The organism is Bordetella muralis, assembly GCF_054781015.1.
Genome location: NZ_BAAGVF010000002.1, coordinates 112,216 through 136,684, shown reverse-complemented (window position 1 = coordinate 136,684; position 24,469 = coordinate 112,216). Strand labels below are relative to the sequence as shown.

At 60.8% G+C, this 24,469-nt stretch carries 18 protein-coding genes; 11 read left to right on the top strand and 7 right to left on the bottom strand.

Going from position 1 to position 24,469, the window contains the following annotated elements:
• Window positions 1-39: 39 nt before the first annotated feature.
• Window positions 40-564: an SH3 domain-containing protein gene (locus ACYVIT_RS02675; RefSeq protein WP_460478159.1), complete on the bottom strand. Its 525-nt coding sequence runs from the start codon at window positions 562-564 to the stop codon at window positions 40-42.
• Between the two features lie 388 nt (window positions 565-952).
• Between ACYVIT_RS02675 and phnD the strand changes: the two genes are divergently transcribed.
• Genes phnD through phnE (ACYVIT_RS02655) form a run of 4 tightly spaced genes read left to right on the top strand, consistent with a single transcriptional unit; the run spans window position 953 to window position 4,414 of the window.
• Window positions 953-1,963, top strand: coding sequence for a phosphate/phosphite/phosphonate ABC transporter substrate-binding protein (gene phnD, locus ACYVIT_RS02670; protein ID WP_415805525.1), 1,011 nt, complete (start codon window positions 953-955; stop codon window positions 1,961-1,963).
• Window positions 1,964-1,965: 2 nt separating this feature from the next.
• Entirely contained in the window at window positions 1,966-2,736 is a 771-nt protein-coding gene (gene phnC / locus ACYVIT_RS02665) for a phosphonate ABC transporter ATP-binding protein (RefSeq protein WP_415805526.1), read from the top strand.
• A gap of 17 nt (window positions 2,737-2,753) precedes the next feature.
• Entirely contained in the window at window positions 2,754-3,593 is an 840-nt protein-coding gene (gene phnE, locus ACYVIT_RS02660) for a phosphonate ABC transporter, permease protein PhnE (protein WP_415805629.1), read from the top strand.
• Window positions 3,590-4,414, top strand: a complete 825-nt coding sequence (gene phnE, locus ACYVIT_RS02655) for a phosphonate ABC transporter, permease protein PhnE (RefSeq protein WP_415805527.1) — start codon at window positions 3,590-3,592, stop codon at window positions 4,412-4,414. Before phnE (ACYVIT_RS02660) ends, phnE (ACYVIT_RS02655) begins: the two co-directional genes overlap by 4 nt.
• 155 nt (window positions 4,415-4,569) lie before the next feature.
• Here phnE (ACYVIT_RS02655) and ACYVIT_RS02650 read toward each other — a convergent pair whose 3' ends face one another.
• Window positions 4,570-5,547: a zinc-dependent alcohol dehydrogenase family protein gene (locus ACYVIT_RS02650; protein ID WP_415805528.1), complete on the bottom strand. Its 978-nt coding sequence runs from the start codon at window positions 5,545-5,547 to the stop codon at window positions 4,570-4,572.
• Between the two features lie 61 nt (window positions 5,548-5,608).
• Window positions 5,609-5,911, bottom strand: a complete 303-nt coding sequence (locus tag ACYVIT_RS02645) for an ArsR/SmtB family transcription factor (RefSeq protein ID WP_415805529.1) — start codon at window positions 5,909-5,911, stop codon at window positions 5,609-5,611.
• Between the two features lie 217 nt (window positions 5,912-6,128).
• Between ACYVIT_RS02645 and ACYVIT_RS02640 the strand changes: the two genes are divergently transcribed.
• The gene (locus tag ACYVIT_RS02640; RefSeq protein WP_415805530.1) at window positions 6,129-7,781 is read left to right on the top strand and encodes a CYTH and CHAD domain-containing protein; all 1,653 of its coding nucleotides are present in this window, start codon (window positions 6,129-6,131) and stop codon (window positions 7,779-7,781) included.
• 194 nt (window positions 7,782-7,975) lie between these two features.
• Here ACYVIT_RS02640 and ftsY read toward each other — a convergent pair whose 3' ends face one another.
• Window positions 7,976-9,229 carry a signal recognition particle-docking protein FtsY gene (gene ftsY / locus ACYVIT_RS02635; protein ID WP_415805630.1) on the bottom strand — a complete coding sequence of 418 codons (1,254 nt, stop codon included), beginning with the start codon at window positions 9,227-9,229 and terminating at the stop codon, window positions 7,976-7,978.
• A 651-nt stretch (window positions 9,230-9,880) separates the two neighbouring features.
• Here ftsY and rsmD point away from each other — a divergent pair.
• From rsmD to ACYVIT_RS02615, 4 genes are all read left to right on the top strand, one after another.
• Window positions 9,881-10,462, top strand: coding sequence for a 16S rRNA (guanine(966)-N(2))-methyltransferase RsmD (rsmD, locus tag ACYVIT_RS02630; RefSeq protein ID WP_415805531.1), 582 nt, complete (start codon window positions 9,881-9,883; stop codon window positions 10,460-10,462).
• Between the two features lie 58 nt (window positions 10,463-10,520).
• Window positions 10,521-11,045, top strand: coding sequence for a pantetheine-phosphate adenylyltransferase (coaD, locus tag ACYVIT_RS02625; RefSeq protein WP_415805532.1), 525 nt, complete (start codon window positions 10,521-10,523; stop codon window positions 11,043-11,045).
• Between the two features lie 311 nt (window positions 11,046-11,356).
• The gene (locus tag ACYVIT_RS02620; protein WP_415805533.1) at window positions 11,357-11,611 is read left to right on the top strand and encodes a YfhL family 4Fe-4S dicluster ferredoxin; all 255 of its coding nucleotides are present in this window, start codon (window positions 11,357-11,359) and stop codon (window positions 11,609-11,611) included.
• Window positions 11,608-12,813, top strand: a complete 1,206-nt coding sequence (locus tag ACYVIT_RS02615) for a benzoate/H(+) symporter BenE family transporter (protein ID WP_415805534.1) — start codon at window positions 11,608-11,610, stop codon at window positions 12,811-12,813. The genes ACYVIT_RS02620 and ACYVIT_RS02615 overlap by 4 nt, the downstream gene beginning before the upstream one ends.
• A 115-nt stretch (window positions 12,814-12,928) precedes the next feature.
• Here the strand turns inward: ACYVIT_RS02615 and ACYVIT_RS02610 are convergent, their stop codons facing one another.
• Together ACYVIT_RS02610 and ACYVIT_RS02605 are read right to left on the bottom strand one after the other, a co-directional pair.
• Window positions 12,929-13,315 carry an MOSC N-terminal beta barrel domain-containing protein gene (locus ACYVIT_RS02610; protein ID WP_415805535.1) on the bottom strand — a complete coding sequence of 129 codons (387 nt, stop codon included), beginning with the start codon at window positions 13,313-13,315 and terminating at the stop codon, window positions 12,929-12,931.
• A complete protein-coding gene (locus ACYVIT_RS02605) occupies window positions 13,312-15,819 on the bottom strand; it encodes an AsmA family protein (protein ID WP_415805536.1) in 2,508 nt (835 codons plus the stop codon). Before ACYVIT_RS02605 ends, ACYVIT_RS02610 begins: the two co-directional genes overlap by 4 nt.
• A gap of 161 nt (window positions 15,820-15,980) precedes the next feature.
• On the opposite strand from ACYVIT_RS02605, the gene ACYVIT_RS02600 reads away from it, so the two are divergent.
• Together ACYVIT_RS02600 and ACYVIT_RS02595 are read left to right on the top strand one after the other, a co-directional pair.
• The gene (locus ACYVIT_RS02600; RefSeq protein WP_415805537.1) at window positions 15,981-17,054 is read left to right on the top strand and encodes an adenosine deaminase; all 1,074 of its coding nucleotides are present in this window, start codon (window positions 15,981-15,983) and stop codon (window positions 17,052-17,054) included.
• Window positions 17,055-17,117: 63 nt separating this feature from the next.
• On the top strand, window positions 17,118-17,570 hold the full coding sequence (locus ACYVIT_RS02595) for a MarR family winged helix-turn-helix transcriptional regulator (protein WP_415805538.1): 453 nt from the start codon (window positions 17,118-17,120) through the stop codon (window positions 17,568-17,570).
• Between the two features lie 71 nt (window positions 17,571-17,641).
• Here ACYVIT_RS02595 and ACYVIT_RS02590 read toward each other — a convergent pair whose 3' ends face one another.
• On the bottom strand, window positions 17,642-24,394 hold the full coding sequence (locus ACYVIT_RS02590; protein WP_415805539.1) for an autotransporter outer membrane beta-barrel domain-containing protein: 6,753 nt from the start codon (window positions 24,392-24,394) through the stop codon (window positions 17,642-17,644).
• Between the last annotated feature and the right edge of the window lie 75 nt (window positions 24,395-24,469).

Below are 24,469 nucleotides of genomic sequence, written 5' to 3'. Positions count from 1 at the left end.
TTCTCTAATAGCAAGTCGCCGATTTCAATTTCTAAATCCCTATCGATATCGCTTATTGCCTCCAGACGTGATGCAATACCTGCCCCCTCTCGGCCCGATGCAATTGCTAGAGGATGAACAAGGGCATCCTGCGGAATACGTTGACGTGAAGCGATTAATACGAGGAGATGAGGGCGTGCTTTGTTGTAGCTGCGCGGAGCTTTTCTTCGGTGCATCTTTCTGCAAAACAGCACAATTCCTATCCGAACAAAGATGCGTCATTGATACCCAACGTTCCGGCTCACCATCCGGCGTGATACGCCCCCAGCCCCCCTGACGCACGTACACTTTCACTGAAACCCCTCGCATTAGGCTTCCAACCACCGTGCCATTGGGTGATGCGCGTTGCTTCAGTGACGCCGGCCGCACAAAAAACTCTGGCTCTGGAGCCTGTACCGTCCATGGATCAACGACTGGCGCAACAGTGGACGCAACATGAGCGGAAGTCGCACTCACCGAATTCGACGCAGGCGGCGTTGGCACAGCTTTTTGCTTGGAACAGTTTCCAAGCAACACTGCAAACATCACGACGCATAGCCACGCAAAGGTATTTGACGACCTATATCGCATGAGCGGCGACGCAGCGAACGTTGTCTCCAACAAAGGCTCTCTCGGCCATAGCTCCTCCCAAAGCACGCTGCACTAACTGTAATTTTTTACCAATAATGAATCTAAATATTTCAAATCCGAATAGGGAGTTACCCTGAACCTCCATTTACATGAGTGGCCGGGCCGTAATTTCCTTCACTCCAACCCCACTCGTCCCAAAACAACAAAAACCGAAGAAAACGAAAACACCCGAACAATTTTCGCAAATAAACGTAGGTGATTTCCCGGCTGATCAGGTTCGTTTTTTTGTGTTTGAATGTCTCACTACAGCAATATTTCAAGACACATACACAGGAGACACACCATGCACGCTCTGCGCCTGTTGCGTACGGCTGCCGCGGCGGCCTTGATCTTTGGTACTCACGCCGCCTACGCGGCGGATGCCGACACCTGCTCCAACCGCGGCGACCTCGACCAAATGTATTGCGACGCGAATAAAGATCTCGTCGCGGACACGCCCACGGATGCTTCCAAACAGAAGACTCCATCCACCCTGGTGTTCACCTACACCCCGGTCGAGGACCCCGCGGTCTACGCGAATATCTTCAAGCCGTTCACCGACTACCTGGCCGAGTGCACGGGCAAGCGCGTGGTGTTCTATCAAGTGCAAAGCAACGCCGCCGAAATCGAAGCCATGCGCTCGGGACGCCTGCACGTAGGCGGTTTTTCGACGGGCCCCACCGCATTCGCCGTGAACATCGCAGGCGCCGTACCCTTTGCCGTCAAGGGCTACGCCGATGGCTTCCAGGGCTATAACCTGATTGTCATCGTCAAGAAAGACAGCCCCTATCAAAAGCTGTCGGATCTAAAGGGCAAGAAACTCGCCCACACCTCGCCGTCGTCGAACTCGGGCCACATGGCGCCGGTCGCCCTGTTCCCCAAGGAAGGCCTGACGCCGGACAAGGACTACAAGGTCATTTTCTCCGGCAAGCATGATCAGTCCGTGATGGGCGTGAACTCGGGCGACTATGACGCCGCCGCGGTCGCGTCGGATGTGTTCCATCGCATGGCGCAACGTGGCCAGATCAAGGAAGACGACTTCCGCATCATCTACACCAGCGAGAAATTCCCGACCTCGTCATTTTCGTACGCGCATGATCTGGAACCGGCATTCCGCGACAAGATGCTGAAGTGCTTCTACGACTATCGGTTCCCCGATGAAATGAAAAAGGCGTTCGATGACGCGGATCGTTTCTATCCGGTCACGTACCAGAAAGACTGGGCCATCGTGCGCCAGGTCGCCGAAGCCGGTGGCGAGAGCTTTAACCGCGCCGCCTACGATAAAGAAGCCGCAAAAAGCAAAGGTAAGCAGTAAGCATGTCCACGTCTTTACGCATTACCGGCCTGGTCAAGGAATACCGGGCCGGCCAACCCGTCCTGAAAGGCATCGACCTGCATGTGCAGGGTCAGGGGCTGACGGCCATCATCGGGCCGTCAGGCACGGGCAAGAGCACGCTGTTGCGTTGTATCAATCGGCTGATCGATCCGACGCGCGGCGAGATCGTGCTGCAGACGGATGCGGGCACGGTGAATCTGGCCGGCATTCGTGGCACGGCGCTGCGCCAGGCGCGGCGCCGGATCGGCATGGTGTTCCAGGAATACAACCTGGTCGAGCGCCTGACGGTGATGGAAAACCTGCTGACGGGGCGTCTGGGCTATAGCAGTGCGCTAAAGGCCTGGATGCGCCGGTTCGAACCGGATGATATCGAGCGGGCCTATCAGCTGCTGGATATCGTGGGGCTGGGCGGTTTTGGGGATCAACGCGCCGATGCGTTGTCTGGTGGACAACGGCAACGCGTGGGGATTGCGCGGGCGTTGATGCAGCGGCCGCAGTTGCTGTTGGCCGACGAGCCGACATCGTCGTTGGACCCGAAGACCTCGGTCGAGATCATGGAGCTGTTGGCCGAACAAGGCAATGCCAGTGGCATCCCGGTGCTGGTGAATATTCACGATGTCGAGTTGGCGCGGCGTTATGCCAACCGTATCGTGGGGATGTCAGGCGGCCATGTGGTGTATGACGGTGATGGCCAGGGCCTGGATACCGCGACGCTGAAGGCGATCTACGGAGGCGAGTCGTGGCTGGAGTAAAGCGCCGTCCGTTTGCGATGTCTTGGCAGGCAAAGCTCAGTGCTTTGCTGATTTTTTTGTATGCGCTGTATGCGGCGGGACAACTGGATTTCAGTCTGGAACGCTTTCACAATGGCTTGGGCCATGCGGCGACGTTGTTGGGGCGGATGTTTCCTCCGCATATTCAACAGCCTGACACGCTGTGGCAAGGGCTCGCAGAAAGCCTGGAAATCGCGGTGTTGGCGTCGGTGTTGGGGATCATCATTGCCTTGCCGATCGGGTTGTTGGGTGCGCGAAATTTGATGCCGTCGTGGGCGTCTTGGCCCGCCCGCGCCATCGTGGCGTTGTGCCGTTCGCTGCATCCGGTGATTGTGGCGATCTTGTTCGTCAAGGCCGTGGGCTTTGGGGCGCTGGCGGGGATTTTGGCGTTGGCGGTGGCGTCGGTGGGGTTTATTGGAAAGCTCTTTACCGAGTCTATCGAAGAGATCTCGCTCAAGCAGGTCGAGGCGGTACGCGCGACAGGTGCGTCGTTTGCCAATGTGATTTTGTTTGGCGTGCTGCCGCAGGTGTTTGCGCGTTTTATTGGTTTTGCGACGTATCAGTTCGATTCGAATTTACGTAATTCGACGATGGTCGGGATCGTGGGCGCAGGCGGGATCGGCGGGACGTTGTTCTCGGCGTTCCAACGTTTTGATTATGACTTTGTCGCGGCGATTTTGATTACGTTGATTGTGATCATCATGATAGGCGAGGTGCTGGCGCGGTTTGTGCGTGCGGTGTTCTTGGACAATTTGGGATTCGATACGATTTTGCAACGTCGCTTTAGCGCGGCGCGTGGGTTGGGCAAAAAGCCGCTGAATCAGCAGGAGGATGCATGAATACCTCCGCAACGAGTTTGACGGTGAGCGAGTATCCGCGCACATGGCAACGGTACACGATGGGGCAGCGGCTGCTGCGCTTTGCGTTGTATCTGGTGGTGGTGGCGGCGATTGTGCAAGCGCTGCGCAGCGTCGAGGTCATCCCCGAGTTTCTGTATGACGCGCCGGAGCAGATGGCTGATCTGCTTGGCCGGATGTGGCCGATCGACTGGGCGTATTACCCAGAGGGCGTGCATGGCGCGTTGATGGAGACGCTGCACATTGCCACGCTGGGCACGATTCTGTCGGTGATATTGGCGGTGCCTGTGGGATTGTTGGCGGCGAACAACCTGACGCCGAATCGGCTGATCAATCAGTTCGCGCGGTTGATTCTGGTGTCGAGCCGTTCGGTGAATTCGCTGGTGTGGGCACTGCTGTTTATCGCGATATTCGGGCCCGGAGCACTGGCGGGTACGCTGGCGATTGCGTTTCGGTCTATCGGGTTTGTGGGCAAACTCGTGGGCGAGGCGATAGAGGAAGCCCAACGCGGTCCGGTAGAGGCGTTGACGGCGACTGGCGCGAGCTCGGGCGCTGTGCTGTGGTACGGCTATTGGCCGCAGATCCGGCCGGCGTTCTGGTCGATTGTGTTGCTGCGTTGGGATATCAATGTGCGCGAATCGGCGGTGCTCGGTCTGGTAGGCGCAGGCGGGATCGGGATGGCGCTGGATACGGCGTTGAATCTGTTCCAGTGGGATCGTGTGGCGTTGGTGCTGGCGGCAATTTTCGCGGTGGTGATTGTCGCGGAAGTCATTATTACGCAGGCCCGTAAACGGATTTTGTAGCGCGATTAAAACTATTATTCAGCGCGGATATTCTCTGGCGACACGGCATTGTGGAGTGGCGCACCGGTCATGATAAAAGTCGACGAATCAAGCTAGCTGCCGCAGCAGCTAGCTTGATCGCCATCAGTTTTACGCTCGCCGGGTTTCGGTCACGTTCAGTCCGTATTCGCTGACGGAATGACAGCAATAGCGATTTTTCCGCGCAGTCCGTTATCAGGACTCTCGAGGCGAGCATGAGCGAGAGGAATGTCGGCTAATGAGTATGTCGCCCCGACATGAGGCCGCAGTTGGCCGCGCTCAACCAACGCGCTCAGTTCATTGAGCTTGCCACGATTCTGTCTGGTGAACACGAAGTGATAACTCGCGTTCTTGCCCCAGGCGTTAATGAGGTTTTGCGGTTGCGCGATATCGACAATCGAAACGAGCCGGCCGAGCTGTGCCAGCACATCCGGACTGCGGGAAAGCGTGTCGCCGCCGATAGTATCGAAAACGACGTCGACGCCCTGGCCCGCTGTTTCACGCATGACAGCCTCGACGTAGTCTTCGTTCGTGTAGTCGATGACGACGTCGGCTCCCATGCGGCGTGCGAACTCGAAGTTTTCCTCGCGCACAGTCGTTATTACTCTGGCACCGATGGACTTCGCCAGTTGAATGGCCACATGCCCTACGCCTCCTGCTCCGCCATGCACCAAAATGCTTTCCCCGACGCGTAGTCCGGCGCGCACGACGAGCGCTTCCCATGCTGTTCCTCCGACGAGGCTCAGGCTCGCGGCTTCCAGGTGACTGAGTGAAGCAGGTTTCTTCGCGATGATGTTTTCAGCAGCAACGTGGTATTCGGCATAGCTGCCTGAACCATCGAAGATCTGTGGCGTATACCAAACCTCGTCGCCTGGGGCGAAGGCTGTCACACCGGCTCCGATTTCTTCGACCACGCCGGAAACATCGTGTCCGGTAATGGCCGGCAGTGGCACCAGGCTGGGATAGTCGCCGCGCCGGACCTGATAGTCCAAGGGGTTGATGGAAGTCGCGTGAACCCGAACCAGCACTTGCCCTGCCCCCGGTACTGGTTTGGGCACTTCACCAAGTTCAAATGCGTCTGGACCGCCAAAAGTGTTGAGGATGATTGCTTTCATTGGAATCTCACTTCGATAAAAAGGGATATCGGGATTTTTCGATATTTAAGGATAAAAATTTTTAAAGGTCTTTGCCGATGAGTTCGGCGAGGGTACTGATGGCTTCTTCGTTTCGCTTGTAATAGGTCCACTGACCAATGCGTTGGACTTCAACCAAGCCAGCTCTTTGCAGAGTGGCAAGATAGTCAGAGACCGTGGACTGCGAAAGACCAATGCCCTCTTGGATACTGCTGACACAGACCCCTACCGTATGAACGTCCCCTTCGTCCTGCGGGGGGAAGTTCTTTACGGGGTCCTTTAACCGCTGCACGATCTCAAGACGAGTGCGGTTCGAGAGGGCTTTGAATATTTCGAGTAAGTCCATGAGATGATTATATCGGAATTTAGCGATATGTCAATTTACTGAAAATCCTGCGCAGACGAGTTGAACAACGGTAGGGACGGCCATCGCGGCAAACCACTGCGTTGCGTTGGGTGAAAACAGAGTGCTCGCGCCGATTGATGAATTATTTATGACATGTCATCAAAATTCAGGTCGCGTTAGGTAACATGCCCGATTCCCAAAGTACTGATCGCGGACCATGTCAGAACAAGAATTGAAGTTGCACGTCCCCGCCGCTGCGCGCCGGGCAGTTTTACAAGAGGTCCGCCAACAGGACGCCACGCGCATCCGGCTGCATGCCCTGTATTTTGATACTCCGACCCGAGAATTGGCCCGTGCGCGTATTGCGTTGCGGCTGCGCAAAGAGGGCCGGGATTGGGTGCAGACGCTCAAGATGCCTGGCGCGGATGCCATCACACGGGTCGAGATCAATCATCCCCGCCCAGGTCCGGTACTGGATTTGTCGGTCTATGCGGGTACCGAGTTTGAAGGTCCACTGTCCTCGCTGAAGGGCGAATTGGGCCTGCGCTACGAGACCGATGTGCAGCGCCTGCTGCGCAAGGTCCGCAGCCGCCACGGCACGATCGAGCTGGCCTACGACACGGGCGTGTTGCGCGCCGCGTCACTGGAGCTGCCGATTTCGGAATTGGAATTTGAATTGGTGTCGGGCCGCCCTGCCGCTATTTTCTCGGTAGCGCGCCGCTGGCAGCAGCGTCACGGCCTGGTGCTGGATGCACGCAGTAAATCGGAACGCGGCGATGCGCTCGCGGGTCTGGCGCGCGAGTTGGCGGAACAGGATGCCAAGGGCGATGCCGATACATTGCAAGAACGTCGCAGCAAAGCGATTGCGCGCTTTTGGGCGCCGTGCGGCGCTGCGCCGGCATCGCTGGATGACAGCATGACGCCGCCTCAGGCGATGGGCCGCATCGCCGGAGAATGTCTGGATCAGATTGCTCGTAACGCCGCTGTGTTGGCAGAGGTGGATACGTTGGGGATCTATCCTGCCGGCAACTCGGAACACGTGCATCAGTTGCGGGTAGGCATGCGTCGCTTGCGTTCGGTTTGGCGTTTGTTCGACGGCTGGATTGCGCCACCGCCCGCCCCCGTGTTGGAAGGCGTGCGTACGCTATTTGCCGCGTTTGGGCAAAACCGCGACCAGGATGTGTTGAACGAAACGGTCACGCCAGTGTTGCAACGCGCCGGGATGCCGGTCATCAATTTTGATGTGCCGCCGCCGGATGTGGATTCGCAGAGCATTGCGTCGGGCAAGGCCTTTCAAGGCTGGTTGCTGGATACGCTGGAATGGAGTCTGGACGTGCAGCCGCCAGCGCCGGCGGCCCTGCCTGTGATGGCCGAGCCCTCTGACGCTGCGCCCGAGCCGAGTTTCAGTCTGGATGGGACTGCGCCCACGGCTGCCGCAACGCCTACGCTGATTATTCCGATGACGTCGAACACCGAGCCGCCTACGTTGCGCAAGCTGCTGACCAAGCGTTTGCATCGTTGGCACACCAAGGTGGCCGAGCAAGGCAAGAACTTTGCGGCGCTGGATATTCCGGCACGCCATGATCTGCGCAAACGCGGCAAACGCCTGCGCTATGGTCTGGCGTTCGCGGAATCGCTGCTGCCGCAAGTGCGGCTGCGCGGCTATCGCAAGCAGTTGGCGCAGGTGCAGGATCTGTTGGGTGAGATCAACGATCTGGCAATGGCGAAAGATTATTACCAGGCCTGCGTTGGCACGCATCCGCAAGCATGGTTTGCGTTGGGGTGGATCAGTGCTCGATTGGAAAAACTGACCGTCGAAGCGCAAGCGGCATTCGATCAGTTGGCGGCGAGTAAGCCGTTTTGGAAATGACGTGAAGGTCGCCAGTTGACTAGCCGGCGCCTGATTGCTGACAGACCCTCCCGTAATACGGAGGGTCTGTTCATTAGAAGGTCTGTCAGGCGATTTCGGCGGGATGGCCGCATCGCGTCAAAATTTCAGGGCCGCTCGGTCGATGCAGACCGGCGGCCCTGTGTCATGGGATGTTGCGGACGCGACGCTGACGTTTAATCGGCCAACAGCGCGCCAGCGAACTCGTCAGCGACGAAAGGCTGCAGGTCTTCCATGCCCTCGCCTACGCCGATCCAGTAAACCGGGATCGGACGCACGCCGTTGCTGCCTGCGGCAACGGCGGCGAGCGTGCCGCCCTTGGCGGTGCCGTCGAGTTTGGTGACGACCAGGCCCGTCAGGTTGATGGCGGCGTCAAAGGCGCGGATTTGCGCCAGCACGTTTTGGCCGGTGTTGCCGTCGACCACGAGCAGGACTTCGTGAGGGGCGGCGCTGTCGGCTTTGCCAATGACGCGACGGATCTTTTTCAGCTCTTCCATCAGGTGCAACTGCGTGGGCAGGCGGCCAGCGGTATCGACCATGACCACGCCTGTGCCGCGTGCGCGGCCAGCGTTGACGGCGTCGTATGCCACGGCGGCGGGATCACCGCCCTCTTGGGCAATGACGCTGACGTTATTGCGGCTGCCCCATTCGATCAATTGCTCGCGCGCGGCGGCGCGGAAGGTATCGCCCGCGGCCAACAGTACGCTCGCGCCTTGGCGCTGGAAGGTATGGGCCAGCTTGCCGATGGAGGTGGTTTTGCCTGCGCCGTTGACGCCAGCGATCATGACGACGAGCGGCTTGGCCTTTTGCAGGTCAAAGGTACGCTCCAGTGGGCGCAGATGATCGGCCAGCAAAGCGCGCAATGCGATTTTGACTTGGGCCGGGTCTTCGATGCGTTCTTTGCGTACGCGGGCACGCAGTGCGGTGAGGAGTTTTTCGGTCGCCTCCAGCCCGGCATCGGCCATGATCAGCGCGGACTCGAGTTCCTCGAACAGGTTTTCGTCGACTTTGACGCCGACAAACAGGCCGCCCAGGCTTTGCCCCGTGCGTGCCAAGCCCTGTTTGAGGCGGCCTAGCCACGAGGTTTTCTTGGCCGGGGGCTCGGCGGGCGGCGTGGATGGTGCAGGCGCTGCGGCGGCAGGTGCTTGCGGCGGCGTTGTCGCTACGGGCGACGCTGGGGCAGAAGTCGCAACGGTGGCCGATGTAGACGCTGACGCTTGTGCCGGTGCTGGCGCAGGCGTGTTGGACGAAACCGACGCAGGCGCCGGTGCTGCCGCTACGGGCGGCGCTGAAGGAGCAGGCGCAGGAGCGCTAGACGGTGCGGCCTCTGGGGAGTCCGGCGACGTGGTCGCTACGGGCGCCGCTGGCCACGCGGATGCAGAAGCGTTGACCGGTGCAGTCGCCGGTGATTGCGCCGGCACGGGCGCCACTGATGCTGGCGGTGCAGACGTAGGAGCGCCAGCCGCTGCAGCCTCTGGTGACTGCGGCGACGTCGTCGCTACCGGTGCTGCTGGTGGCGCGGATGCTGGCGCGCTGGCCGGTGCAGTCTCTGGCGACTGCGGCGATGCCGTCGCTACCGGTGCTGCTGGTGGCGCGGATGCAGGTGCGCTGGCTGGTGTAGCAGGGGGACGGGTTTCCGGCGCTGCAGCAGGCCGGGTCGTCACCGAGCTGGCCGCGAGCGCACCGGCCATGGACGATCTGCCTGCGTGGGTCGGCGCGGGGGCCGAAGCCACCGGCGCAGGCTCGCTGGGCGGACGCTCGGCCGGCGCGGGCGCCGCGGACGGCGTATCGCCTGCGTGACCGCCGGGTTCAGGCGCTTGGTCTCTGGTGGCCTCGTTGGCACGCGCAACGGGCAAGGAAGGAACAGCAGGAGGCTCGGCCGGGGTCTGCTGGGGCGCGGGCTCGTCGGCCAGGCGCGGCTCGTCTGCGGGCGGGGCAGCGTCGGGCTGCACCGGCGCGGCAGGCGGCGGAGATTTTTTCTTGAAGAAACGGAACATGGGTGAAAGTATATTCCGTTCCCCGCAGTGCAGCAGCACGACTCCCCTACCCGGCTGCTATATTCGCGCTGGAGGTTCGCTTTCTTGAAAAAACCAAATACGGGCAATAAGCCCATCCGTATCGTTGCCGGACAATACCGGCGCACGCCTATCGCCGTGCCCGATGTGCCGGGCCTGCGCCCCACGCCAGACCGCGTGCGGGAAACGCTGTTTAACTGGCTGACCCATTTGTGGGATGGAAACTACACCGGTAAACGGGTGCTGGACTTGTTCGCCGGCAGCGGCGCCCTGGGGTTCGAGGCGGCGTCGCGCGGCGCCACGCAGGTGCAAATGGTCGAAAATGACCGTACGGCCATTGCTGCGCTGCGGGCATTGCGCGACAAGCTCAAGGCAGACGCGGTGCGCATTCACGCAGGCGAGGCACTACAAGTTGTCCAGCGTATGGACGCGTCGCGGTTCGATCTGATTTTGTTGGACCCGCCGTTCAATCAGGACTGGTTGCCCCGTTTATGGCCATTATTACCCGGCATTTTGGCCGAAGATGGCTTGGTTTACGTAGAGTCCGAGGCTGTGCTGGCCCCCCCTGACGAGTTCGAGGTATTGCGTCAGGATCGGGCCGGGGCGGTGCACTACGGACTGGTGCAATTTGCTGCAATGCAGAAATAGATCAATAATCCGCAGTTCGGAGGAAGGTTTAAGCAAGTTACGAGGATACGGAGCCCCCATGATTACCGCTGTCTACCCCGGCACGTTTGACCCGCTAACCCGCGGCCACGAGGATCTGGTGCGCCGCGCTGCCGCCCTGTTCGACAAAGTCGTCGTGGGCATCGCGCACAGCCGCAACAAAAAACCGTTCTTCAGCGTCGACGAACGCGTAGAAATCGCCCAGGAAGTCCTGGGACATTATCCGAACGTCGAGGTCCGCAGCTTCGCCGGGCTGCTCAAGGACTTTGTGCGCGAGCAAAATGGCCGTGTGATCGTGCGCGGCCTGCGCGCGGTGTCTGATTTCGAGTACGAGTTTCAGATGGCTGGCATGAATCGTCACCTGCTGCCCGAAGTCGAAACGATGTTCATGACGCCGTCGGATCAGTACCAGTTCATCTCGGGCACGATTGTGCGTGAAATCGCTCAACTGGGCGGTGATGTCAGCAAGTTCGTATTCCCATCGGTCGAACGCTGGCTGCAAGCCAAGGCCAAGGAACACCGCGAGCAGTCCTGGCCGGCCGCTGGTGGGACGCCGACCGCATAATGCGGGATGCCTCACGAGCAGCGGTCTGATCTGGCGATCGTTCAGTCAACACGCAAGATGACTCGCCGCCAACAGATATCCTGTCCGGCGCGCTTGCACTGCTGACGCGGTGCAAGCGCGGCGAAAGCTCGCGTACGGCGGACGAATGGCCTCAACGCATAACGGATCCATACTCAGCATCGGCAGCACCCACGTATGGGGCTTATGAACCCCGTACATCCTGGAGCGCATCGCTTGCTGCCACCGGTCCTCATGCGCGGCGGGCGTACAATGGTTATATTCTGCTCATCTGCGCCGATTCGCCCTCTGTCATGGCTTTAACGATCACCGAAGAATGCATTAATTGCGACGTCTGCGAGCCGCAATGCCCCAACGAGGCCATCTCGATGGGCGAGGATTATTACGTCATCGACCCGGGCCGGTGCACGGAATGCGTGGGGCATCATGACGAACCGCAGTGCAAGGTCGTGTGCCCGGTTGAATGCATTGAATTGCATCCCCAGTGGCACGAAGGGCAGGAAGCCCTCATGGCCAAATACTATCGCCTGACAAAATCCGCCGCGTGAACGCCTCCGACGCCACTGTCTCTGTGACGCCGCGCAATCCCCCTGCGCGAGATTTTTCCCTCTCGGCCATTGTGGCCGGCTTTGTGGCTGTCCTGGTGGGTTTTGGCGGCACAGCGGTGCTGATTGTGCAGGCCGGGCACAGTGCAGGGCTGGATGCTGCGCATATCGGTTCCTGGCTGGCCTCGATTTGCCTGGCGGTTGGCGTGGGCGGATTGGTGATGAGCCTGCGCAGCCGCATGCCTATTGTGCTGGCCTGGTCCACGCCGGGCGCGGCGCTATTGGTCACCGCATTAGTTGGGGTGCCGTTTGATCAGGCTGTGGGGGCCTTTGTGCTGGCCTCGGCGTTGACGCTGGCATGCGGCCTGTTTGGCTGGATTGATCCCATCATGCGGCGCGTGCCGGCCGAAATCGCCAGTGCGATGCTGGCAGGCGTACTGCTGAATTTTGGCTTCGGGATTTTTACGCATCTCAGCAAGCAACCGGCGCTGATTCTGGCGATGTGTGCTGCCTATTTGCTGAGCAAACGCTGGATGCCTCGCTACGCGATCATGGCTGTCATGGTGGTGGGCTTGGTGGTTGCGGCGGCGGCAGGTCAGTTGCAGCTCGGCAATGTGGACTGGCAACTGACGCAGTTCGTCTGGACGACACCGGCCTTTAGCTGGCAGATCGCCATCAGCCTGGGGATTCCGCTCTTTGTGGTGGCATTGGCCTCGCAGAATCTGCCTGGCCTGGCGATTTTGCAGGCGTCCGGATATCGGCCCGCGGCCTCTCGGTTGGTGGGGGCTACCGGTTTGCTGAGCCTGTTGGCGGCGCCCTTCGGATCGCACGGTGTGACGTTGGCGGCGATCACGGCGGCGATTTGTACTGGTCCCGAGACCCATCCAGAATCCTCGCGCCGCTATATTGCCGGCGTTGCCTACGGCGTGTTTTATATCTTGCTGAGTGTGGTGGCGGGCGCGGTGGCGGTGTTCTTTCAGGCGCTGCCCGCAGCCTTGATCGCTGCATTGGCGGGCCTCGCCTTGCTGGGTGCGATTTTGGGCGGGATGGCCAACGCCATGGCGAATCCGGCGCGTCGCGAAGCCGCATTGATCACGCTATTGGCCACGGCGTCGGGATTCAGCGCCTGGGGAATCGGGTCAGCCTTTTGGGGTCTGGTCGCAGGCCTGATTGCGCATTGGGTGTTTGAATACAAGCGGCGTTGAGCAACGCCCACGCTATCCGGCATACCGTGTGACGCGCGCACGGCGCAGTTGGGCGCAATACATTCTCGCGATCACGCGGCCTGCTGCGGGACGCGCCGTTAAAGCAGCAACCCCATCAGGCAGGCCAGTGCACCGCCTCCATCTCGGGATGCACTTTTAGCAACCGGCACGGGATCTGCAGGAAATTGGATACCCAGGCTGCGGCCAGCTCACCTTCGTCCACCACATCCACGGTCTGATCGCCGAGGCGGATCTGATAGCGCACGCTGTCATCGTCCTCGATGACATCAAGCGGAATGTCCAGGCGCAACATCCCGGGGGCTTTCATGACCAGATAGCCCAAGCGCAATTCGACGCTGATCTCGGCCAGCCGCGGACAGAGAGCGCGATTCAACCACGTGCCGGCATCGTTGGAGATCAGCCAGCGCTTGTGATAATCCTGGGCCTGGGATTGAGCAGTGACGCCGCATTCGGCGATGGGCTGAAAAGCGGATGTGCTCATTTACCTAGGATTCCCTTGAGTGCTTTATCGATTTTAGGCGCGACGTTTTCATCCTGGAGGGCGTCTTTCAGGCGTTTTTCCAGGCCTTTTTTGAGGGCTTCGGTCGCTACGCCGCGCCATTGCACGGTGTAGACGGGCTTGTCGAACGGACCGCTGATCAGCACCGGAATAGTGATGCCCTTCAGTTCCTCGAGGTCTTTGCCGTCCTGGCCGGTGGAGGTGTTGACCACACGCACTTTGGCGACAAAATTCAATATGTTCTGGACGAAATCGATCGCTGCGGGATCACCCTGAGACACACGCAACAGGGGCGATGCCATGTCCAGGCGTTTCGCCGTAGCGATACCTTTTACGAAGACCAGGTCCGCCTCGAGTGAGGTGAAATCGGTGCTGCGTGCCTGATCGGCGGGCAACGCAGCGTCCTGCTCGGCACCGGTAAAGGAAGCCTTGATGTCGCGCAATGTCTGCGCCACGTTGATGCCGGTGACGGCGCCATCACGCAACCGCAGTTGCATGCTGCCGTTCAGGCCGGTGGTCAATGCATAGGAATTCGAACCGGCGGTCTTCAGATCCAGGGCGAGACTGCCTGTGCCGGTCAAGACCGATTTTTTCATCAGATCGGTCAGCAAGGGCCCGATCGAGATGCCAGCCAAGGTCATTTTGGTAGCGATCTGATTGCTGTTGGCAGCATCGACGGACAGCGTGCCCGCAAGCTTGCCGTCGTACAACGAGGCTGCCAGTGCCGAGATATCGAGTTTGCCCTTTTCGAGTTTGATCTTGGACGTCAAGTCGCTGGCTTTCAGGCCGCGAACGACCAGTTGGCCGATCTTGACCGTACCGTTTGCCGTGGGGCCCACCAGCGCAGACAAATCAATCGAACCGTCGGTAGCCGCTGGCGCCTCGGCAGGCGGGGCGGTCTCGGGCTTTTTCTCGGGATCGTCTTGCTTGCCATCACCGGCGGGAGCCTTGGGCGCAGGCGGCCCGACCGGAGGTGCCAATTTGTCGAGGTCGAGCGTATCGACCGCCAGGGCGAATGTGATGTCGGGCACGGCAGACAGTTGCTTGACATCGGCCGTCAGGTCGAATTTCCCACCCTCTAGAACCGCGTTGATCTTGGCGCCCGCCTGGTCTTTTTGCAGGTTGGCGTTCATGCTGCCGATGACGGGGATCTGCAGGCTGCCTTTGGGCAGGCCCGGGTCGGTAATGTTGAATTCGCCTCGCAAGGTCAGCAGGCTGATGGCGCGCTGCCAGAGATTGAACGTCGCGGGCGAGCTGAATGCGGCCTTGATGACGCGTTCGCCTTTGGTCAGCGTGCTGTCGAATTTGACTTCCTTGATGTCCAGCTCGCTGGCATTGCCGCTGATGCCGTTCAAGCCAAAGCTGGCGTCCAGGCCCTGCAGGCGAACCCGCCCCGTCAGCGCCTGGCCGGTCGCCTCGGAGGGCGAGATATTCAGCCCCGGAGCGTCGGCGGCCAGCTCGAATGGCCCACCGGGCAAGGCGCCCTTGGCGCGCACGGCGAGTTTGTCCAGCTGCAGTTCTAGTTTGTGCGGATCCATCGCGAGCTTCGGAATGGTCACGCTGGCTTCGACGTTTTTCATTGGGGAGGGCTGATCCGGCACGTTCCCCTGGAACAGGATCTCCAGCCCGCTGACGTCCACGGACGAGGTCTGGCCGTTGAAAGCGAGATTGCCGCGGGCGCTCAGGCTCTTGGCCTCGGCGCCCAGCACATTGCCGTCCATGCGCATATCGAGCTTTTGCGCCGCAAAACGCCTGGCCAGCGGGTCCAGCATCAACAAGCCCTGGCCCGTCAGGTTGGCGTCCATGCGAGGATTGCCACCCTCGACGCGGGCCGACAAGGTGACGTCAAACGGCTGTTTGTAGGTCACGCGGCCGGTGTTGGCCGTCAGATTGGTCACGGCCACGGCCATGCCGGAGATTTCGTCCTGGAGCTGCAATTCGCCCGATTGCAGGTCCAGGCCGGCGATATCGATCTGCATCGTGGCGGGTGCCGATGCGCCCCCCGTGGTGAGCGCCTGCGCCGCCCCGGCCATCGCGCCGACAGTCGCCTCGGCGGGGCCGCGGGGCTTGTCGGTGGACATGATGCCGCCACCGACCAGGTCCTCGAAGTTCAGATGGCCATTTTTGTCGCGCACGGCGCGGACTTTGAAACCATTGATGGTGACATGGTCCACCACGAGATTGCTCGACAGCAAGGGCCAGACTGCGACTGCCAGGCGCATGCTCTCGATCGAGGCAAAGGTCTCGGAATTGTTGACTTCCGACAGGGACACGCCCTGAACTGCCAATCCAATACGCGGAAACAGCGACAGCTCGATATCGCCGTCAATCGCCAACGTACGGTGGTAACGCTCCTGGACGATCTCTTCCAACTTGTACTTGTACGCGTTGGGGTCGAACGTGAGCAAAAAGATGGCCAGGCCGACGACGGCCACAAGAACCAACACTACCAGGCCAATCACTATGCGCTTAAACCACGTTTTCATCGCCGCCCCGCGGGTACCTCGACTGGGAATAATAGGGGTAATCGCCCGAATCCGGTATGGTATGGGGCGATTCCAGCCGCTTCGAGCCAGCGGCGTGCCGCTATGGTAACAAACCAGGGACCGGAATCTGAGCTAACTTACTGATAAATACGGCTCTTAATATGCACATACTTACTGATTTTCCCCGCGAGCAGCTGTTCGAATTGCTGCGCACCATGCCCAAGGCCGAGCTCCACGTGCACATCGAAGGCACGTTGGAACCCGAATTGATCTTTGCCCTGGCGCAGCGAAATGGCGTGACCCTGCCCTATGACGGCATCGAGGCGCTGCGCGCCGCCTATGCCTTTACCGACCTGCAGAGCTTTCTGGATATCTATTACGCCGGGGCGGGCGTCCTGCTGCATGAACAGGATTTCTGTGACATGGCGATGGCGTATTTTCATCGCGCCGCCGCAGATCGCATCGTACACGCCGAGCTGTTTTTTGATCCGCAAACCCATACCGCGCGCGGCGTTCCGATAGGAACGGTGATCCGCGGCCTGACGCGCGCCTGCGATACCGCGCGCGAGGAGCTGGGCATCAGCAGCGCGCTGATCCTGTGTTTCCTGCGCCATCTGAGCGAGGCCGACGCGTTCGACACGCTAGAGCAGGCGCTGCCCTATCGTGAGCACTTTATCGGCATTGGGCTCGATAGCAGCGAACGCGGCAATCCGCCGGAAAAATTCGCCCGTGTGTTTGCCCGATGCCGCGAACTGGGTTTGCGTATCGTGGCGCACGCCGGTGAGGAAGGCCCGGCCGATTACATCCGCGACGCGCTGGATCTGCTGGGCGCGGAACGTGTCGATCATGGCGTGCGCTGTGTCGAGGACCCGCTGCTGGTTGAACGCCTGGCCCGCGAACGTATTCCGTTGACCGTCTGCCCGCTGTCCAATATCAAGCTGTGTGTCTTCGATACGATGGCCGCTCACAATATGGCGGCACTGCTGGACGCAGGTTTATGCGTGACGGTGAACTCGGATGATCCGGCTTATTTCGGCGGTTACCTCAATCAGAATTTTGTAGAAACGTTCGAGGCGCTACCTCAACTGGGCGCCAGCCACGCCGTGCAGTTAGCGAAAAACAGCTTTGACGCCAGCTTTGTATCCGACGAGCAAAAAGCCCGTTGGCATGATGAGCTGGCGCGCACGGTAGCCCAGTTCGGACCGGAACAGACGGCCCCGTTAACGGCGACCTGACGTTTCCTGGCACAATCTGTCTCAACTCATTGCTTTCCGGCCTCTGCGCGAGGAGACCTCACTTTGCCGAAACAACTCCAAGGGCTGCAAGTCATCCAGCATCTGGGCCAAGCCTATCGCTCCATGCAGGCCGCTTTCAGCGGCCGGGTGGGGCATGCTTTACCGCGTTGGCGCATTTTGTTCACGCTGCATGAACATGGCCAGTGTTCGCAAAAAATGCTCGCTGAACAATGCCGGCTGGACCCGGCTTCGCTGACCCGTTTGCTGCAAGCCATGCAACAGCAAGGCTGGGTCACTCGCAGCGCGGATCAGAATGACAACCGGGTCACCAATGCTTCGCTGACGCCGGCTGGCCACGCGGTGGTCGACGACGCGCTGCCTCGACGGGAAGCGTTCTTTGAGGACGCGTTGCAAGGCTTATCCGACGAAGACATCCAGGCGCTGACACATGCACTGGATGTACTGGAACGCAATTTTGCGCAAGCAGGCACATCGCGCATTGACCCGGAAAACTGAGCCCGCCTCATCCTGGGAAACGAGTGCTGGCTGACGTTTCCCAGGTTTCCAGCGGCATCCAAGCCACGCGCTCAGAACGGCACCATCAACTTCAACGAGCCTCGGTGGCTTTGCACATGTGATGAAAACTCACCGTCGTATTGCAAACGGAAGTCCACGCCGCCCGCGTTAGCGACTTGGATGCCCGCGCCGATGCGGCCTATGACGTCGTCCATCGGTATCGATGATTCGAAACTGCCTGTGCCGGCCTGCGCGCCCTGCAATTTTGCTTTGACCTTGTACTCGTCGTCGGACAAGAACGACGCCCCTGCATACATGTAGGGTCGCATGATGGTCCCTTTGGTCAGCGGGACCCGGCCGCCGATTTCCAATGTGGGGGATAGGCCGACGATGAACTTGTCGCTGCTTTCGATATCCAGGTGCTCGGCTTTGCGCGATTCGCTATAGCCAGGCATGCGCGTGTAGAACGCATCCAGATCGACATAGGGTTTCAGATAAAACTGCTCGGCGGCAAAGGTGCGTGCGATACGCAAGCGCATGCCCGCGCCATAGACATCGACATCGGAACTGGCGGTGCTTTGCATGCCGGGGAAGTTGATGCCACGCTCGATATCGTACTGGCCATAGCCGCCGCCCAGTGCAGCAGAGAAGGTCCAGGGCCCGGCTTCACGCTTGAGCACGAGACCGGCATAACCGCTATCGCCTTTGCCGGTGACACGTCCGTCGTCGCCACGCATATGGGTGTTTTCATACGCGACGGACCCGCCCAGGAACCACCCCGGGCTGACTTGGCGCTGGCCACCGAATTGATAGGTCACGCCGTCAAACGAGAAACCCGATACACCGTTGTCGCCATCCTGATTGGTGTCTACGCCGGATACTTGGCCCCACAGGCAATCCTGCTCGCCCGTCAAGGCATCAGCGCCCTGGAACATCGGGCAGGACATCATCGCGCCAGTAAAGCGCGCCATGCTGGCTTGCATCTGCGCGGCAGGCGCAACAGCGACGCCAGGAGACAGATCCGCCAGGCGGTCGGAATAATTTTTGGCGCCGCCACGTGAGGCCATATCGAGGGCCGCGTACAGTTGCGCCAATTCGGTTGCCCCGCCGTCCTGGTTCCAGGTGTTCTGCACATGCGCAGCGACCGCGCCTTGGTTGTCAGCGAGACTCATCGATGGGGGCGCAAAATCGGCGTTCACCACGCGCATGTGGATTTGATTACCCTGCAGCGTGGCATCGTAGTCAACGACTGGACTGTCGTAGGCCACGGGCGTACCTTGAATTCCGCCTTCGAGGGTCGCCACCGCTACCTCGCGGCCCGGCAATAGCGCCAGAGGCACGACACTGACCTGTCCACCCAATTGGGTATCGCCTTTGACCACCAGGTGCGATGCACGCAATGCCGAAAAATCCGCATTGGCCTGCAGCGTGCCGGTGGACTGCTGCGTAAAGTCCCCTGACACCGTCAATGTGTCCAACTCCGCCGTGCGGCCTATCGCCACCAGGCCCGCGTTATCAATGTTTGCCTGGTAGTTTGTCGCACCGCTTAGCGTGCCGGTCTCCTTGTTCTCTACATCGCAGGCAATACTGCCGCTGCCGTTCTGGCATTTGATGTCCCCATTGATCACGCCCGCATTGCTGATCCTCAATGCCGGGCTCGCAACGTCGGTCACGGCCAAGGACGAGGTTTTGTATTGTTGACCAGCGACGCCTGTGTAACGCACGGCAGTACCGCCAACGCCCACCGTAACGGCACCGTCGGTGGCAACGTTGAGCACATTCGAGTTCTTGCCAGCGATCCAGACGCCGTTAGCGTCCGAACCCGAGCCGCCTGCGACCGTACCGTTCACATTGACCGTCACGACGCCCGTGTCGTCCGGCCCATCGCTTTGCGCAAAAATACCGGTCGAGCCGCTGCCCAATGCCTTGATCGCACCGGACTGCGTCACCGTGACGTCGCTGCCCGAGCCTGAACTGCCACCGGATACGCCGGTGCTGCCTGCGAAGCCGCCATCGGCGTTACCCCCCAGGCCGCCACCACCGCCAATGGATTGCGCGATGATGCCGAACGCGTTCGCGCCGGTAGTCGTCAGGTTGCCGTTGACCGTGACGTGGACACTGCTGCCGTCGCCGCTGCTGCCATCCTGCTCGTTGCTGTCCTGCCAGCCATCGGTGCCGATTCGCGTACCGACGGAGGTATCTCCCGCGATGCCGCCGCCACCGCCGATGGACTGTGCGATCAGCGCGTGTGCGCCGGCGCCGGATGTTGTGATGTAGCTGCCCCCATTCAAGCTGAGCGTCACTGCGCCGCCTTTACCTGCGACGCCGCCTTTGCCGCCGAGCTCTACGCCGTCATAGTGGCTCGCCTGACCGGCACCGCCCAAGCCGCCGCCACCACCGATCGATTGTGCGAGCAATCCATATGCCCGATCGCCTGACGTGGTTGCAGCCAGCCCAGTGGTGAAATTCACGGCGCCGCCATCGCCAGCCAATCCACCGTTGCCACCCACCGAGACGTGCATGGCATGACTATCCTGGGCGAGCAGTTTCGAGGTGCTGTTGCCTGCGCCGGCGATGCCGCCACCGCCACCGATCGACTGCATGGCCAACGCGGGCGCATCGTCGCCTGTCGTCACGACTGTCAGCCACCCGCTGCCGTTTCCATTGGTGTTCTGGATCGTGCCGCCATTGCCAGCCTGTCCACCGGTTCCGCCGAACGAGGCACCGACCGTGATCGTGCCTCGCGCCTGATCCGATCCGTCTCCGCCTTGACCGCCGCCGCCACCGATGGATTGCAGCAAAACGCCATAGGCGTAGTAGCCGGCGGTGGAAATCCTGTTGTTATGCGAGCCGTCAAAATAGACGTTCAATTCGCCGCCAGTACCGCCGGCCCCGCCAGAGCCGCCCACGCCGATGATTGCGTTCGCCTTGACCTTGCTGCCGGATGCAGTCGATGAGCCTCCCGTGCCGCCACCGCCGCCAATCGATTGCACGACCAAGCCGTCCGCCCAATCGCCGCTGGTGCCGATCTGGCCTTCAAAGGTCACATTGACATTGCCGCCATTGCCACCCGTGCCGCCTTTGCCGCCCACATCGACACCAAACGCATAGGTCGTGCCCGTATCGTCCAGCCGCTCTTGATTGTCGCTGTGATTGCCGATCCGATCCAGGATGGGATAAGACGATGCATCCGCGCCCAAGGAGCCGCCTAAACCGCCCCCGCCACCAATGGACTGCAACAACACGCCATCGGCATCGCCACCCTCGGTACGTATCGCGCCTTGGAGAGTGGCGTTGATCGTGCCGCCTACGGCACCGGATCCCCCTGTCGCTCCCAAGCCCACTTGCAACCGCGTGGAGGGAGTGTCTTTGATCGAAGAGGCAACACTCATCGTGCCGCCTTGCGAGGTGCCGCCTCCGCCACCGATAGACTGCGCAACGATCCCGCGCGATCCCGAGCCCAGCGTGCGAATCACGAAATTGGGATTCAACGTGATATCGACATCGCCACCAACGCCGCCTGCGCCACCTGTGCCGCCCAGCGCCAGCGTCGCTTTGATAGAGGTCGGCCCGCCATGCGTGTAGGCATTGCTGGAGCCGATACCGCCATTACCACCGCCACCGCCAATCGATTGCGCCACCACACCGTTGGCATAGTCACCGTATGTGATGATGGATGACGACGGTGGCTTATTCGAGGTCGGCGGTGTCAGCAATGCGGGCGGCAACGCGGCATACGCCGAGCCGCTGTCACCCAGGCTGATGTTTACACCGCCGCCGTTACCGCCGGCAGACCCGGTCCCGCCCAAGGTCATGGCTGCCGTGGCCGACACCGTGGTTTCATCGCCTATTGTGGTCGCCAAGACAGAAGAGTCGCCGCCGTTACCGCCGCCGCCGCCAATGGATTGGGCCACAATGGCATGCGACCCATCGCCCAGCGTGGTGACGGTCGAGCCGTTGTTCAACACCACTTCTGTCACGCATGAACTGTCGCCCTCCGGACAAGCGCTGCCGCCCGAACCTCCCGAGCCGCCGACTGCCGATTCGAAGTTGAATGCCGCGGAGACGCCCTCACCTGTCGGCACCGCCACCACGGCATCACTGGCGCTGGAGCTGCCGCCATTACCACCACCACCGCCAATGGTTTGCGCGAGAATGCCGAACGAATCGTTGGGCGCGTACGTATCGGGATTGATCGACGAACTGTCGTAGCCCATCCCCGTCGCGATATGAGAATTGGCCAGGTTTACCGTCACCGCGTTCCCCGTCCCGCCGTAACCACCGCTGCCACCTACGACCAGGGCGGCATTGAACCCGATCGTCACATCGTAATAACTGGAGGCGCCGCCATTGCCGCCGCCGCCACCGATGGACTGCGCCAGCACGCCCGTCGAATGGGCGCCTCCGGTACTGATATTCAGATTGGAATAGCCAACCTTGACGTCGTCGGCATGTCCGCCATCGCCCCCCGATCCGCCCAACTGCAATGCGGCGAACGACGCCACGCTGACATTCTTGACGCTGCCTCCGGTACCGCCGCCACCGCCAACACTTTGCGCGATGATGCCGGGCGAGTAATTGCCGTGGGTCACAATATTTCCCGTCGAATACGAGGTCGTGCCGCTCGAACATCCACCATGGTTGCTCAGGCAGACTTCGCCGCCATTGCCTCCACCGCTGGCGCTGCCGCCAATCGCCACGGAAACGCCGACCGACGCCGTGAAGGTATCCCCGCCATTGCCACCGCCACCGCCGATGCTTTGCGCCACGACACCGGGGCTGAATTGACCTGACGTGGAGATCCCGCCGAGGTCGCCAAACGTGACGCTGCCGCCCGAGCCGCCGCCGCCTCCTGCACCGCCCACGCCCAACACGCCGATGCTGTCACCGCCGCTGCCACCACCACCGCCGATAGACTGACCCACCATCCCGACAGCAGCATTGCCCGTGGTAGTGATAGTCCCGCCGCTATTGTTGAGGATCACACTGCTGCCATCAGATCCCGAGGTGCCATCCGATGAGTTGCCGCCAACACTGAGCAAGCCCGTCGCACTGCCCGATGCGCCGCCGCCTCCGCCAATTGATTGCGCGACCATGCCGTGCGAGTTGTAGCCCGAGGTCGTGATCGATCCCGAGTTGGTGATCTGGGCCGAGCTGGCCGAACCGCCGCCGGCGCCGCCACCACCGAGCGAGACCAGCGAGGACGTGTCCGCGCCGCCTGCTCCGCCGCTGCCGGCAATAGATTGCGCCAGCACGCCGTAGGCATGTTGGCCACTCGTCTGAATCGTTCCCGCCGTTGTAACGTTGACTTGGCCGGCGTCGCCGCCATTACCGCCATTACCGCCTTGGCCGCCCAGCACCGACACAAAATCGCTGCCCGTACCGCCGCCTCCGCCTATCGACTGCGCCACCACACCGACAGCAAAATTTCCGTTCGTGGTGACGGTCGTATTGTTCTGCGTTTGCACGGTGACCTGACTCGCGTTGCCGCCGAATCCCCCACCGCCAGCCTGCCCGGCCAGCGCAGTGCTGTCGGCCCCGTCGCCGCCCTGTCCCCCCAGGCTCTGCGCGGCGATACCTACGAGATTTTCACCTTGTGTGGTGACGCTGCCGCCGGAATACAAGGTCACTGCGACCGTGCCGGCGGTGCCGCCGTTGCCGCCGGAATTATCTTTGTCCGGGCCGCCGCCCCCCTTGCCGCCCAGGGCTCTGGCCGCAATACCTGCGCCCTCGATAGTCGAACCCGACCACTCGACATCCAGCAACACAGAACCATAGGCGTCAACGACGACTTTCTGCGTCCAGGTGGACGAGTTACCGCCGCCATTTCCGCCATTGTCGCTGTCGTCGGTGGAGGCAGTGCCGTCCCCGCCTGAGGTCTCTGCCTTGATGCCGAAAACCTTGGCGCCCTGATTGACCTGCCAATAGCTCGTGGCCGAGCCGTGATGCGTCACTTGCACCGTGCCGCCGGTGCCGGCGTTGCCGTTTTTCTGTCCGCCCATGCCGCCTACCGAAGTCGCAGATATCGCGGCACCGACTGTATTCGTGCGCAGCCGCGCATCGCTGCTGCCGAGGTTGATCGCACCGCTGCTGTTGACGGTCACGGTACTGCCATTGCCTCCCGTTCCGCCGATCTGGTCACCGTACTCCAGCGTGGGATCGTTCTGCTCACCGCCGGCGCCTCCGACTGAGGTGGCATTGATACCGAAAAGACCTGTCGTGGGCGTATCTACGGTGCCCACGATCGTCAAATTGCCCGTGTTCTGGACGGTCACGATCTGTCCATATCCGCCCTGCCCGCCGTTGGAGTCATTGTTATCGTTGTCCTGATCGGCCTGGCCGCCATAAGAACCCGCCAGAATCAGGCTGTTCACGTTGCCGATCGTTGTCCCGGTCAGCGTCACGTCATAGTTGTTCGTCACGTAGACCTGTCCGCCATTACCCGCGGTCCCTTCATCAACGCCTGCGCCGCCCGTCGTTGCGCCGGTTACGACACCCATTGTCGTTTGCGCGCCCAGGATCGAAAAATACGTCGAGGCATCAATGGAATGGGATCTCGAGGTGGTCACATATTTTTCATCTCCCCCGGGTTCCCCGTCTTTTTCATTATTTTTATCGACCCCGTCGTCGCCTTTGCACACGCCATACATGTAGGGATAGCTTCCGTCATCATCGCCGGTGCTCCAACATGTCTCTGCACGAGCATCGCTCGCCAAACCGCAGCCCCACACACCCAGCGCAGACAAGATCGCCAGCCGCAGCGCGCTTTGGCGCATCAGTGGGAATGACACGCGGCGAACAGAGAACGATGTGGGTTGTTTCATGGCGGAGTGAGGTATCTGGATGAAGTGGCTTCCTTTCCACGAACCACGCTCCCTGCAGAAAGGTCTGGATACGAG